This is a genomic window from Bacillus alkalicellulosilyticus (assembly GCF_002019795.1).
Classification (GTDB): Bacteria; Bacillota; Bacilli; order Bacillales; family Bacillaceae_F; genus Bacillus_AO; species Bacillus_AO alkalicellulosilyticum.
The window spans coordinates 1-13,231 of sequence record NZ_KV917382.1; the positions used below are offsets into that span (position 1 = coordinate 1).

Below are 13,231 nucleotides of genomic sequence, written 5' to 3' on the forward strand. Positions count from 1 at the left end.
TAAATTGGAGGGTTTTATTCAATATGAATCAATCATTAAGCACTTTCTTAAAAATTGGAATCACTGCGGTTGCTATCGGAATCTTACTTTTTGGTGTTGGGTTCACTTTAATTACAGGTGAAACGACATTCTATAATACACAAATTACTGGTGTTCAAAACGATTTACCTTAAGTTTTAGTTGGTTTTTTCGTTCCACGGTCTCATAAAAAGTTAAATTGGAGGGTTTTATTCAATATGAATCAATCATTAAGCACTTTCTTAAAAATTGGAATCACTGCGGTTGCTATCGGAATCTTACTTTTTGGTGTTGGGTTCACTTTAATTACGGGTGAGACGACATTCTATAATACACAAATTACTGGTGTTCAAAACGATTTACCTTAGGACTGTAATGGGGGGGGAATCTCCCCTCCTTTACAAAGGAGAGAAAAGCTTATGTCAAGTGTATTAGCCAAATGGATGACATTAATTATTGTTGTTAACATTATGTTTGCTCCAATCCTTGCTTACGTTGAAAGTTTGCATCGAGAAGCGGTTGAAACTGTTTTACATGAGGGCGCAAAAAGAGCAGCCATTGTAGGTTACTTTTCAGAAGAAATCATTGAGGATATGCGTCAACAATTAGTAGAACATTATAATTTTGACGAAAATACTATTCAATTTGAAGGTACTCAAACGTTAACTTATAGACACGATTATATTCAAGGAGCCCTTGAAGTTCCAAGAGGAATTATATTTATCATCGATATCTTTAATCAGGGTCCAGATACTATCCGAAAGGATATTCAAATTATGAGTGAGTATTAAACGTGCTAAGAAAGGAAAACGAGCATGTCACACACATTACAAACTATGTTTCTCATACTAGTTTTTGCTGGCATTATGTTTATGCAATTTAATTTAGATTCAGATAGAACAGCAAATAGACAAATCAAAAATGCATTAGAGTTAGCTGTCCATGATGCTGCGCTAGCCCTTGATGAATCACATTTAATCTCAGGGCAAATTGTGTTTGATCAAGGTCGGGCGATGGATAATTTCAAAACTAGTCTCGAAACTTCCTTACGAGTAGAAGCAAGTGGTGAAGGTTTTATATACTCCCCATTAGAAGAATCTCGATATCAAAATGAGATGTATATCGAACATATTGAATTCTTTGATGATAGCAATAGCCTATTTCCTTTTTCCTACAACAACCCTGATTATAATATAATTGAAACTTTACAAGGGCCAGGAGTTGTTGCGGTTCTTACAACTGTAAGTCCTCGTTATTTTAGAGGAAACGGTATGATTATACGTAAAACTGTTGTTTATGAGTATCAGTAATATTGGTGAATAAAAACTTTTTAAACAAAACAAAAAATACTACCCACTAGAACCAAAGTCATGGTATAATATAGAAAATTTAGTCTATTCTGTTCATGGCAATCCACTTTGGATTAGCGGTTTTCTTAGCAAACGAAGTGCTCTTTGGGGCGTGGGTAATGATTACACCGTAGGTGTGTCTATTTACCACATCCAAAAAGCACTTTTTTTTTGCAATGAGAATAGGCAAATACAACTAATGGAGGTAATAATTATGAAAAAATGGGTAATTGTTTTAGGAGTTTCTACAGTATTTCTAGGGGCTTGCGGAACAGGAGAAAAAGGAAAAGAAATTGAGGAAAGTGTAATTAAAGATAACCAGAAGATAGAAGAACCTGTTAGCTATCAATCAGAGAACAACCACCATGAAATCTACGCTATTGAAGGAACTCGTTTACTAGAAGCAAAAAGAGAGCGAAGAGAAGAAATACAAAAACAACTAGAGGAAAAAGAAGAAAAACATGTTGTTGTTACCGATGATGATACTGGAAAAGATGATGTTGAAACGAAAGAAAATGAAGAGAGACAGATAGCTTCTGCCACTTCATCTACACCATCTAATAATAGTAATTCATCGTCTGACGGTAATAGAAGTAATACTTCTCAGAAACCATCCACTTCTAACAGTTCTAAAAACAACACAGCACCGTCTTCATCTCAACAAAAAAAAGAAGCAACAACAGAGAAAAAGTCTGAACCAAAAGCACCTAAACAGGAGCCAAAAAAAGAGCCTAAGCAAGAACCAAAACCGGAGCCTAAACCAGAACCTTCTATTCCTACCGGTTTCGTATCATCCATTGAAAATGAGATTAATAATTCTGTTTCATATGATGTTCACAGAACTAGTAAATCTTCACAATATAACTCTTTAGTAAAGGACCTTGCATCTGGTAAAGCTACTGTATCTTCAGTTCGAAACACTGTAAGTGCGGAATTTACTGAAGGTGGATTTGTATATCAACCAACCGATGTACAAGTATATACCTTTACTACTCAAAGTGGGGATGCGGGTGATATGATTCGAACAATGCAAAGCAGAGGGTTTCCTGCAAGTACAGCATATAGACGAGCTGCCGTTTACTATAATGCAAATACTAAAACTTATACAGTCGGAGTTATTGGCTTAGGATATTTTAAAATGGAGACTTTTGACTAAACCAAGGAGTTTTGATTATGAGCTTAAAACCTATATACCTAATAATTGCAATAACAATCTCTTTAAGTTTCCCTTTACTTGTACTAATTTTCAGTACAAGTGGGGGAGACCCTTTAACTGAACAGACTAGTTCCATCCATGATTTGCGTTTTTCAGAAAACGTATTTTCTGAGACGGAAATCATCGATGAAGCTCGTTTACTTGGTATTGACCGTATCGATATCCCACATTTTTGCCCTATACCTACTAAATCAGGAATAAACGAATGCTTAATGTATAGTTTCCAAGATTCTTATGGTAAAGGCATTTATCAGGGGGAAAAAGCACATGTATTTAACCATCTCTTATATGAATTTTTACAAGGCGAGAAAAGCAAATCAGATGTGGTGGACCATATATATTCTTTAAGTGGTTGGATTGAAGATGGTACGACCTTTCTTATTCCTGGCTTAAAACAATTTGTAGTAACAGACATTAACATAGACACTCATAAAACGTCTTCGCAATTATCTAATGAAATATGGGCTGAGTTAATGATTAAAGGTTTATTACACGGCTCAGCCTACGAAGAAGTTTTAATAATATATGATGATAAAACAAAAATGAACACGATAGGTATTCTTAGCATTAACTTTATATTTATTGAAGAGGGTTGGGATTAAGATGCAAAGGAAGATTTTCTTCTGTTTCCTTATTTTAATAATTATGTTCTCAAGCTTTCCTAATGGTGTACTATTTTCTTCTAACTCTTCTTCTGTAGAAGCTGCTAGTCAAACAAAAACTATAAGAATTGATAGAGGGACGTATTCAAATACGATGCAATGGGAAAGTTCTAAAATTTATAACTTCCCAAACGCTTCTATTGGTAATTATCCTTCAACTTATGTATTTGAAGAAGGGGGATATAAAGGAACTTTACAAGCAACTAGAATTATACTAACTCCCCTTAATAGACAAACAAACCGGTCAGTCACGTTAACTGATACATGGACGGACTCAACATTTCGCATAGATAAAAACTCCGTTCCTGTTCCAAATACAAGGCAAGTGACACACACAGATAGTGTTACAGGAACAACTATAACAAGAAATCTTCCTAAAAACGGCGAGTTACGTTCTATAGATTCAAGAGTAATCAAAGCTTTTAGTTATAGTTATGGAAGAGGAGATAATTACGATCCTGTAGGTAATACGACACTCGGTTATATGTCCAATAACACTACCACATACTGGGGTGGTACTTTACGCTATTCGAATGCTCCACGCCCACCAAATGACTATTATGGTCCTGATGCGAGTACGTATGGAACTAAAGGGTGGACATTAGAATCCATAGCATGGGATGAATGTTGTGTACGTGATGCGAGAGACTCCCGATATCACCATTTAACGAGAAATGATGGATATCGTTGGCGTTCCGATGCATCTAATGGTAGAAGAACTTATAATCAGTATAGAAAAGGTGTAGTTTTAGCTTACAGCCGTAATGTTACAGGTCACAAGTATCGTCAAAGTTATAGAGGAACTTATAGCTTACCAGATACGGCTACACGATGGAAAGTAGAAGTTGAATACACAGGTACTATACATGGAACAAACTTAAGAGCAAATAGCATAGATATTTTTAATCCTTGGGATGGTCGTTTAATGTCAGGTGATCTCACACAGGGCGTCTCTTATCATGCTAGAGTACAGTATATCAATAATGGAAGTACAAATGTAGGAGCTCATACTGTTGCACTTTATAATGGAAATACTCGTCTGGGGGAAATACGCGTTCCCAATTTACAGTCCGGTAGAACACATCAAGTAACAATACCATTCACACCTACCATAACAAATTCTCATTATGATATGAACCTAAGAGCTGTTGTAGATGACCGAGATGAAATAAAAGAAACCAATGAAAATGATAATGAAACATCAATAAGCAAAAGGGTAAACTTTGTTAACCTAAGGGCAATAAATATAACTATAAGAGATTTAAATTTTCAACCTGTAACAACGGTAACTCCCGGAATGACGTATCGTGCTTATATATTTTTTGCGAATGAAGGGGCTCCAGTAGGTGCACATTTCGTCCATCTTTTAAGTGGAACTAATCGATTACTTGGCTCTCGCCGTATAGGAGGACTTGGGACTGGAGCATCTGGTGAAATTTGGATTGAGTTTACAGCCCCACACGATTCTACAGAATTTATTGGATTTGTAGATGCTATTGATGAAATAGTGGAGTCAAATGAATTCGATAATACAGTCTCAACAACTGGATTAGTCCATACCAGAAATCTAGTGGCAGAATCATTGGAGTTCTTCGATAATGATGGGAACCTTGCAACCACATTAATACAAGGTGAGACCTATGAAGTAAGATATACTCACCGAAATGACAGTCTTGTTGGAACACCTGGAAGGAGAGACTCCTTTCATTCTTATGGTTTTAACACACCAGTGAACATTGATGTTGGGCCAATGCAACCTGGCGAACGAAGAACAGAAAGGTTCTCCTTTACGCCTACTAGAGTTGGTGAAAAAATATCGAGAATTCATATTAACTCTTTCCATGATATAAATGAAACAAATTATAATGACAATACTGCTATAAACGTGACTAATGTTACTCAAATCAATTTAAAGGCACTTAATATAACCCTTACTGATACGGACCATAATCTTGTCAGTACTCTGAGAGTAGACAATGAATATTTAGCTAGAATCACGTATAACAATGAGAGCGATCTTCCAGTTGAAGGGCATACGGTAACTTTATTTGATGGAGAACAAATTATAGGGGAGCATTACGTTGAGTCATTGTTAAATAATAGGGCTCTTACTATCACCATTCCTTTTACGTTATCTGTTGGGGGAAATCGCACATTGACAGCGTTTGTTGATTCTGAGGATGATATTAAAGAGCATAATGAAACGGATAATAAGGTTTCCACTACCAGAACCGTTTTAGATACAAATTTAAAAGCACTTGATATTTATATGACTGACTTAAATAATGAACCAGTTGAATCGTTAGTACGAGATAAAGAATACATTGCCCATATTACGTACTTAAATGATAGCAGCCAAAGTATACCTCAACATACGGTTAGACTAACTGAAGGAAATACAACACTTGTTGAAAGAAGGGAAAATGCCATGATTGCGGGGGCAGAACGTACCATTTCCTACAGGTTTACTGCGAGAAACACGGGAACACACACCTATACCGCAATATTAGATCCTGATGACGAGATCATAGAAAGAACAACCGAGGACAACAGAGTTTCAACTTCATTCCCTGTTCACTATGTAAATCTAAGAGCTGATAATATAAGAATAACAGACTTAAATGATAATAACGTTACTGAGTTGACACAAGGTTTTGAATATCATGCTGTTGTGACCTATACGAATCAAAGTACATTAGAAGTTTTACCTCACTATATATCATTAACTGACAATAGTGGTCAGATTGTTGAAGTACCTGTAGAGGAAATCGCTAGTGGGGAAATGCGTACTGTTAGAATTCCTTTTATAGCAGAGAATAATGGAACGCAAACTTTTATTGCAATGGTCGACTCTAAAGATGATATTGTTGAAGCAAATGAAAATGACAATACGGTTAGTATTAACCGTATTGTGAGACCTGTGAATTTAAGAGCAGATAATATTGAAATAACTGATAAAGATAATAATCCAATTAGTACTCTTGTACAAGGATACGAGTATCATGCTCATGTAACCTATACCAACGAAAGTAATATATCGGTGCCAGAGCATGTTGTGGGAATTTTTGATGAAGGGCATTTGATTGGTGAACTAAGTTCTGCTGCCATGCAAAGAGATGAAACCAAGACCATTGTTGTACCTTTTATTGCTGAATATAATGGAGAACGAACAATTTGGGCATTCGTTGATATTTACGATGAGATAGTTGAGTCAACATTATTAGATAATGAAGTGAGTACAAATAAAATCATCAATTTTGTAAATCTAAAGGCAACGGATATTATCATTACTGATATGAATGACAATGAAATGTCTACTTTAGTTCAGGGAATTCAGTATAGGGCTCATGTATCCTATGAGAACGAAAGCGACATTCCGGTTCCTTCACATCATGTCTCCATTTCGTCTGATAACTCTCAATTACATGAAAGAGCAGTAACTTCAATGGAACGAGGTCAAACGCGAACAACGACCTTCACCTTTACTGCAAGCGAAAGAGGGACCGTTGTTTTTTCCGGTATGACCGACTCAAGAGATATGGTCCAGGAGACAGATGAAACGGATAATGAAGTATTTGTAACCAAAGATGTCCATTTCGTTAATTTGAAGGCTGAAGACATAGTAATAACTGATATGAATAATGTCCCAACTGACACATTAGTACACAATATTGAGTATGTAGCACATATAACTTATAAGAACGAAAGTGAAATTTCAGTTCCAGCACATTACATTTCTCTACATGAAAATGGGAACGAACTTAACGATATTTCTGTCGGACAAATAAGTGCTGGACAATCCAGAACGGTTGAAATACCATTTCTAGCGACTCAACACGGAGAAAGAACATTCACAGGCATAGTTGATTCGAGAGACCAAATAATCGAAACGGATGAGACTGACAATGAGGTTTCAACAACTGTTTCTGTTAATATTGTAAACTTAGTTGCTGAGTCTATCGATTTCATCAATGAAACTAATGAAATTCAATCTCATTTAGTAAAAGGGGAAAGTTATTATGCTCGTATTACCTATCTAAACGATAGTGAAATTGATGTTCCGAGTCATCACGTTTCATTATCTGAACAAGGACAACAAATAAATGAAGTAGAAGCAGCGCCAATGAGAAGTGGTGAACGACAAACTGTTTTAGTAGAATTTACAGCTGAACATGCTGGAGCAAATCGTCTGTTTGAAGGATTCGTTGACAGTAGAGATGTAATAGTAGAAACGGATGAAACGGATAATACGATTTCACAAGGTATGTTAGTCAATACAAGGCCAGATATATCGATGTCTTATTTGCCAGTTCCCGTTTATCAAGGGGACGAGGTCACCATAATTATGATTCCAACCGATGAAGATGGCCATCTACTAGATGTAGAGCTAATTATGGAGAAAGGGGACTCAGACCCAGAAATCGTATATACAGCTGAGAATATCACAAGTGGTACAGAATTAGAGTATGTCATACCAAACATTGATTTAGATAGGTACACCTTTACTAGTAGGGTAAGAGACGAACTTGGAGAAGAGGCAGAAGTTAGTCTTACATTTGACGTCTTACCTCTTACAATAGAAGGTGCCGTTACCCACACAGAAGAGTGGGAAGAGATTCATGAAAAAAATGGAAACTTACCACATCAATTTTATTCTGGAGAACCATTCATATTAGATGCCACCCTTACAGATTATCCAATAAATTACGTTAAGGTTACATTTATGGGTGAGCAACAAAGAGGTACTATTAAAGAAATATCAACTTACCTAGAGGAAATATCTTCAATATCATATGTAGGTGATATTTTTGATGAAACTCTTATTGAAGGAGATACTTCTCTCAAGAATGGTGATGTTACTTTTGAGTTTGAAGTAGAGTATGCTAATGGTTTTGTTGCGACAGACATTGTAATAGTAGAAATTATCGGTAGGTTACATGATGCATTTAGATTTAGACAAACATTTTAATGTCATTGAAACTCCTCTTACTAGAGGAGTTTTTTTTCCAAAAAAATAGTTTACATACCTTATAATGAAACCTATAATCATTATAACGAACACTATATTGATTGAAATGTCACTTATAGACTGTAGACAGTTTCTGTCATTTCCTTATAAAATAATTAAATGGAAACTATAAATATAAAATTACTATTTGGGAATAACGTTAAAAAATATAGGAAACTTTTGGGTTTAACACAAGAACAACTTGCAATTCAAACGGGTCTTCATAGAACTTATATTAGTGAGGTTGAAAGAGGACTTAGAAATGTTTCACTTGAAAATATTTATATCTTATCTAAAGCTTTAGAAATTAAAATGTCTGATTTACTAACTTTTGATTAACTTCTTCTCTAAGATTATACTCCAACAGGTTACAGTATATTTTATACAAAAACCTGTTTTTGTTTTCTTTGTCTAATATTATATTTATCTTTATCAATCACACATGGTTTTATAATCTGTTTTTAGGGTAATTATTTATATTTGTATTATTTTTTGTATTTATCTAAGAATTCTACAATATTAAAAAGATATCTATACTATCATATTGTTTATATAGAACATATACTTTTATAATTCTTAGTATATTTTTTAATTATATATTTATTTTTGTTATTAATATTTTAAAACTTGTAGAAATTCTATATTTGGAGTGTGAAATATGCCTAATTCTTTGAAATTAAATGAAGTCGAAACAGAATATTACTTTAGAAGAACCTACTTTTTAATTGACTCAGACACTTATGGTGAACTTGTTTCTTTGGCAGAGGAAAAAAAAGAAATTTATAAAGATAAAGTTAAGATTGATTGTGATTTTATTGGTGAAGGTCTCAGAGAAGTAAGATTATCTGATAATGATCTTTCAAATGAAATAAGAAAGAATGAAATCCTTAGAGAAGAATTTAAAATTAATCATTCTAGTTTTTTAACTTTAGAGGAAAAATATAAGGAAAGATTATTTGATATAACTGGTGACATTATAAATAAATTGAACCTGAATTAAGTTGAGTTCTCCTAGGTAGTTTGCTATAATCTAGGTAGATTTACTTTTGTTTCAACTTATTTTGCAGCCTTTTATGGCTAGCGGGTTTAATTAAACGTTGAAGTCTTTGGACTTGGTAGTTACACAACTAGTGTGCTTCCTAGACCAAAGGCTTTTTTTGCGTTTTGAGGAGGTGTGGAATTAATTTAGTAGGTTAGAAAACTTTAAAGAGGGGATGAGTACAAATGCAAAAGGATGGTACCTTGGAATCACAAAACATGTACAAAATTACATGTTTTGCTGCAATAACTGAGGAAAAATTAAGTAATGCATTAAGAGCCTTACGGTTTAAAAAGACTAAAGAAGGGTATGAATGGCAATTAGACTCCGCTATATTTAAAATAATTCCTTTTGAGAATCAACCTAGAGGTAAAACTAAAGGTTTTAGAGTTTATTTCAATGGTTCTATTGAAGGCGGAATTTATCTATTGGATACGTCTTTAGGATGGCTATCACCTAGTATTACTGGAGTAGAATATGACATGTTCCTTGAGTATTTCGATAATCGAGAGTGGGTAAAGAATTTATGTTCTAGACCGAATTATAAAACTCTTGATACAAGAGGAATTTTTCGTAAAGGGCCTGTAGGAGTAGTTGTTTCTTATGAACACCTTAACCTACAAATAAGGGCTTCCAAAGGGAAACAGTTAAAAATATTAGATTGTCTCAGAGAGGTCGAAAAAGTACGGGAAGAATTACAACCTGTATATTTCGACCTCTTTTCATGTTTGGGAACGGAGGTAGCGATATGATTTTTGACTTTTATACCAAGCAATCAAAATTCACCATTACAAACTCTTGTATCATCAAGGATGGTGAAGTCATTGCTGACGGATGTATATTCTTACAATAAATTTGTTTCGGATATCCCGCTTACATCGTTGTGCAAGGAGAAAATCCTTATCATCCACCAATATGTATAAGAACTAGTGAAATCATATCCATACTACCTGAACATCATTTTTTTGATGGTATGCACCAACCTCGGAAACAACCTTATGAAAAGATTAAACAAGGAGATGACGCATGTGTTGGATAAACAATCTGCAAAAATCTATCGAAAAATGGTTTCTGCCAATTCAGAATATGAAGCGTTTCGCATTGCAGAACGATTAAGTCCTGACTTGGCTAAACGAGTCCTATTAGCCTTTATCATGAATAATAAATCTTTAAGAGATACCTCAAAATAAATATCCCCTTTCCTAGTGAGGGAGAAGAATGAATGCTCCCAATATGCTAGGTAGGGAGCCTATTTATTAGGAGGAATGAATGATGATGAAAGATTGTCAGAGTTGTAAATTTAATAACCAATTACCAGAGTTTGAATTAAAACGTTGTAAGAAATGTTCCCGGACAGACCGCACTCTATTTGAACCTATTCCAGGTGCTGCAGATATTATGGAGAGCATTATAGATAATGGAATGTATCCTTCCTATTCCAGAGCGAAGAAGGAAGATGAGGGTATCAAAAAAGCGATGGAAAACCGGCTAAAACATTCTGAAGTCAGACGCCATGAATTAAAGAATACTAATCTTGTAGCAAAATTTGTACCTAAAAAGATTAGTAAAGTGGACCATCAAGGTTTAAATGAATTTCTTGATGATATGGGTCTACTTCAATTTATTGCAACGTTTGACTCAGCAAAAATAAAAAAAGATACGCTTTTACAACAGCAACTAATCGCTTATCAATTAGAGCCTACTTACTTCGTGAAACCAAATTTCAATAAGGCTGGAAATGAAAAAAATGCATTTTCATATGTAGAAGACGACTCAATGTCTTTAGAAGACTTAGCACAAACTCTAGTTCAAATAAAATCTAGGTTAGATAGCTATAAAAGTAATTATGAAAAAGCAAAAAAACAGATGATATTATGTCCTGAACTTCTTAAAAAAAAGAAAGTTTCTCACAAATATGGTTCTGTTAGTTTACTTGAGAACAACCCTGTATACGATATCCAAGCTATCTATGAAGAATTAGGTTCCGAATTTCTCATTCAATATGGAAAAGCTGATAGTTCTTTATTAGCTAAATATATTGAAAAAGGTTATTTTCCAAAATCTGCTATTGAGAAGTTTAAAACTGTCATTGATATTCGATTAGATTTTGTAGTCATGGATTTGGATACCGAGAGAAAAAATTTCGAAATATTACACTCAAAAACAATGAAAGCAGCAAGAAACTACGTCGGAGCTTAAGAGTAGTGGATTATGCACTTTAATCGGAGAGAGAGGTAAAGGATATGAATTATTTAACGAAACGAAGGAAGATGATCCGTCTTGCGGAGGTAATGAATTCATTAAGAAACAGTATGGAGCGATATTATGGTGTCAAGGGACTTGATTTTTCTTCTCTTAACTCTGTTATAAGCGATATTGCCAATCTTACCTATTACAGAAAATCAGATGATACTAAGAAAAAGGATGCTAATGGAGTCGTTTATCAGGCTTTTATTGACTTGGCTATGGTAACGATTCGTAACTTTTTTTCTGCCCAAGTGACATTCCCATTAAAACCCGTTTTGGATAATAATGGTACTTCTATTGATTCTATTGACCATTATTTTTATGAACATGTATATACCTTTATTCATGCTCCTGAAACGGACCATTTTGAATCTGGAAGTTTATTTACTTGTGTTTTATCTGATGAAGAAGGGAACCAATATAGCGTTCGTAAATTGTCAGATGAGAAAACGACTCACATATATGGAATGGTTGTTGAAATAAGTGACACTTCCTATGTGATAAGTGATCTATTAAAATCTTTTAATTGTGGAATGTACACGATTAAAAGAGAAGGAGACACGAAAACATATCGTTTTGATATAAGAAACGCATACCATTTTAGATTATCTTGGTATACCCACGATGACGAACATCCATTGTTGGACAATAATCTTGGGATAACAAGAATCAATGAAAGCGACATAGGTATAGAACCAGCCTGTTACTCTTGTGGTGATGGTGGGTGTCTTTCCTGTCACCCAGAATGGTTTGTTAGTATATAGGATTTGAGTATTTTATTAAATCAACATGAAGAAAAAGGCTAATATATCATTAGCCTTTTTCTCGTAGTTTAAGGAGGATATTAAATGAAAATTAGACCTGATAGTTTAAAGTGGGTTCACCAATATGCTCTCTATCTTAATGGTTTATATAATGAGTTAGCTTTGTATCAAGAAATAGAGGGTTTAACTTACCAGCAGGCAATCGACTTAAAATGTTGCATTCAAAAACAACAGAAAATAACCACTATTTACACAGATGGCTTGTACACCATTGTTAAAGAGTAAGGGCTATGAGGAAAGCAAATTTGATAGATTACTTAGCGAAGGAGACAGATAGAATGAAGAATAAAAAACTTAAGGTAAAGAAGATTTATAGAATTTTTGACAGTGTGTTTTTTACCAAAAGAGATGCAAAGGTAATTCAAGAAGGTTGGGAACATAAAGAAAAGATTTATACTTTATGGGCCATTGTTGAACATCCAGCAAAAGAAACGAAGTTAGATGGAATTAACTATGGTATTCCCGTTTCAGAGGTTGACCTATTTGTTAGTAAAGAGGCTGCTATCGAAGAATTAAAAGACATAACTGAAGAGTAATAATAAAAGCCAAAGTTCTCATAATTGAGAATTTTGGCTTTTGAATTATAGGAGGACGAAAATTTTGAGAAAACAAGGACAACTAAAATGGACAGATTTGCACCTTAATTGGACATATAAAATAGTAACCGGTGATAAGCAATTCATAGGAAAGTTAATTTGGGTTCAACCAGGTTTAGATGTTTATGATGAACCAGAATTCTTTCTGTTTAGACTTGGAAACGAAAGTGTTTTTGAGATACACCACTACGAATTTAATGAAATCTATCATCTCATGATGACAAAAATTCCTTGGAATCTGAGAAAAGTGTAAGAGGGTTAATGCTTGAAGA

The 13,231-nt window shown here is 34.3% G+C and carries 15 protein-coding genes; all 15 read left to right on the top strand.

All coding sequences use genetic code 11. From position 1 onward, the window contains the following. Nucleotides 1-236: 236 nt before the first annotated feature. Complete coding sequence (locus BK585_RS24230) at nucleotides 237-386, top strand: hypothetical protein (protein ID WP_170885717.1); 150 nt, start codon at nucleotides 237-239, stop codon at nucleotides 384-386. A 51-nt stretch (nucleotides 387-437) separates the two neighbouring features. Beyond that, nucleotides 438-809, top strand: coding sequence for a hypothetical protein (locus tag BK585_RS22700; protein WP_078557023.1), 372 nt, complete (start codon nucleotides 438-440; stop codon nucleotides 807-809). 24 nt (nucleotides 810-833) lie between these two features. Further along, complete coding sequence (locus BK585_RS22705; RefSeq protein ID WP_078557025.1) at nucleotides 834-1,328, top strand: peptidase M23; 495 nt, start codon at nucleotides 834-836, stop codon at nucleotides 1,326-1,328. A 253-nt stretch (nucleotides 1,329-1,581) separates the two neighbouring features. Next, complete coding sequence (locus tag BK585_RS22710) at nucleotides 1,582-2,523, top strand: hypothetical protein (protein ID WP_078557027.1); 942 nt, start codon at nucleotides 1,582-1,584, stop codon at nucleotides 2,521-2,523. A gap of 17 nt (nucleotides 2,524-2,540) precedes the next feature. Beyond that, complete coding sequence (locus BK585_RS22715; protein WP_078557029.1) at nucleotides 2,541-3,185, top strand: hypothetical protein; 645 nt, start codon at nucleotides 2,541-2,543, stop codon at nucleotides 3,183-3,185. Nucleotide 3,186: 1 nt separating this feature from the next. Further along, the gene (locus BK585_RS22720; protein WP_078557031.1) at nucleotides 3,187-8,214 is read left to right on the top strand and encodes a CARDB domain-containing protein; all 5,028 of its coding nucleotides are present in this window, start codon (nucleotides 3,187-3,189) and stop codon (nucleotides 8,212-8,214) included. Nucleotides 8,215-8,373: 159 nt separating this feature from the next. Continuing rightward, nucleotides 8,374-8,592 carry a helix-turn-helix domain-containing protein gene (locus BK585_RS22725; RefSeq protein WP_078557033.1) on the top strand — a complete coding sequence of 73 codons (219 nt, stop codon included), beginning with the start codon at nucleotides 8,374-8,376 and terminating at the stop codon, nucleotides 8,590-8,592. Between the two features lie 319 nt (nucleotides 8,593-8,911). Further along, complete coding sequence (locus BK585_RS22730) at nucleotides 8,912-9,253, top strand: hypothetical protein (protein WP_078557035.1); 342 nt, start codon at nucleotides 8,912-8,914, stop codon at nucleotides 9,251-9,253. Nucleotides 9,254-9,477: 224 nt separating this feature from the next. Beyond that, a complete protein-coding gene (locus tag BK585_RS22735) occupies nucleotides 9,478-10,044 on the top strand; it encodes a hypothetical protein (RefSeq protein ID WP_078557037.1) in 567 nt (188 codons plus the stop codon). 276 nt (nucleotides 10,045-10,320) lie between these two features. Further along, nucleotides 10,321-10,482 (top strand): hypothetical protein, encoded by a 162-nt coding sequence (locus BK585_RS24235; protein WP_170885718.1) that lies wholly within the window; start codon nucleotides 10,321-10,323, stop codon nucleotides 10,480-10,482. Between the two features lie 79 nt (nucleotides 10,483-10,561). Next, nucleotides 10,562-11,491 (top strand): hypothetical protein, encoded by a 930-nt coding sequence (locus tag BK585_RS22740; protein WP_170885719.1) that lies wholly within the window; start codon nucleotides 10,562-10,564, stop codon nucleotides 11,489-11,491. A gap of 44 nt (nucleotides 11,492-11,535) precedes the next feature. Next, on the top strand, nucleotides 11,536-12,303 hold the full coding sequence (locus BK585_RS22745) for a hypothetical protein (RefSeq protein WP_078557039.1): 768 nt from the start codon (nucleotides 11,536-11,538) through the stop codon (nucleotides 12,301-12,303). 84 nt (nucleotides 12,304-12,387) lie between these two features. Beyond that, complete coding sequence (locus tag BK585_RS22750; protein ID WP_078557040.1) at nucleotides 12,388-12,588, top strand: hypothetical protein; 201 nt, start codon at nucleotides 12,388-12,390, stop codon at nucleotides 12,586-12,588. Between the two features lie 53 nt (nucleotides 12,589-12,641). Then, complete coding sequence (locus BK585_RS22755; RefSeq protein ID WP_078557042.1) at nucleotides 12,642-12,899, top strand: hypothetical protein; 258 nt, start codon at nucleotides 12,642-12,644, stop codon at nucleotides 12,897-12,899. 64 nt (nucleotides 12,900-12,963) lie between these two features. Continuing rightward, nucleotides 12,964-13,212, top strand: coding sequence for a hypothetical protein (locus BK585_RS22760; protein ID WP_078557044.1), 249 nt, complete (start codon nucleotides 12,964-12,966; stop codon nucleotides 13,210-13,212). Nucleotides 13,213-13,231: the final 19 nt, after the last annotated feature.

What these genes read in the sequence shown, in the direction of transcription:
- BK585_RS24230 (WP_170885717.1), top strand. Translation starts at nt 237, where the DNA reads ATGAATCAATCATTAAGCACTTTCTTAAAAATTGGAATCACTGCGGTT.
- BK585_RS22700 (WP_078557023.1), top strand. Translation starts at nt 438, where the DNA reads ATGTCAAGTGTATTAGCCAAATGGATGACATTAATTATTGTTGTTAAC.
- BK585_RS22705 (WP_078557025.1), top strand. Translation starts at nt 834, where the DNA reads ATGTCACACACATTACAAACTATGTTTCTCATACTAGTTTTTGCTGGC.
- BK585_RS22710 (WP_078557027.1), top strand. Translation starts at nt 1,582, where the DNA reads ATGAAAAAATGGGTAATTGTTTTAGGAGTTTCTACAGTATTTCTAGGG.
- BK585_RS22715 (WP_078557029.1), top strand. Translation starts at nt 2,541, where the DNA reads ATGAGCTTAAAACCTATATACCTAATAATTGCAATAACAATCTCTTTA.
- BK585_RS22720 (WP_078557031.1), top strand. Translation starts at nt 3,187, where the DNA reads ATGCAAAGGAAGATTTTCTTCTGTTTCCTTATTTTAATAATTATGTTC.
- BK585_RS22725 (WP_078557033.1), top strand. Translation starts at nt 8,374, where the DNA reads ATGGAAACTATAAATATAAAATTACTATTTGGGAATAACGTTAAAAAA.
- BK585_RS22730 (WP_078557035.1), top strand. Translation starts at nt 8,912, where the DNA reads ATGCCTAATTCTTTGAAATTAAATGAAGTCGAAACAGAATATTACTTT.
- BK585_RS22735 (WP_078557037.1), top strand. Translation starts at nt 9,478, where the DNA reads ATGCAAAAGGATGGTACCTTGGAATCACAAAACATGTACAAAATTACA.
- BK585_RS22740 (WP_170885719.1), top strand. Translation starts at nt 10,562, where the DNA reads ATGATGATGAAAGATTGTCAGAGTTGTAAATTTAATAACCAATTACCA.
- BK585_RS22745 (WP_078557039.1), top strand. Translation starts at nt 11,536, where the DNA reads ATGAATTATTTAACGAAACGAAGGAAGATGATCCGTCTTGCGGAGGTA.
- BK585_RS22750 (WP_078557040.1), top strand. Translation starts at nt 12,388, where the DNA reads ATGAAAATTAGACCTGATAGTTTAAAGTGGGTTCACCAATATGCTCTC.
- BK585_RS22755 (WP_078557042.1), top strand. Translation starts at nt 12,642, where the DNA reads ATGAAGAATAAAAAACTTAAGGTAAAGAAGATTTATAGAATTTTTGAC.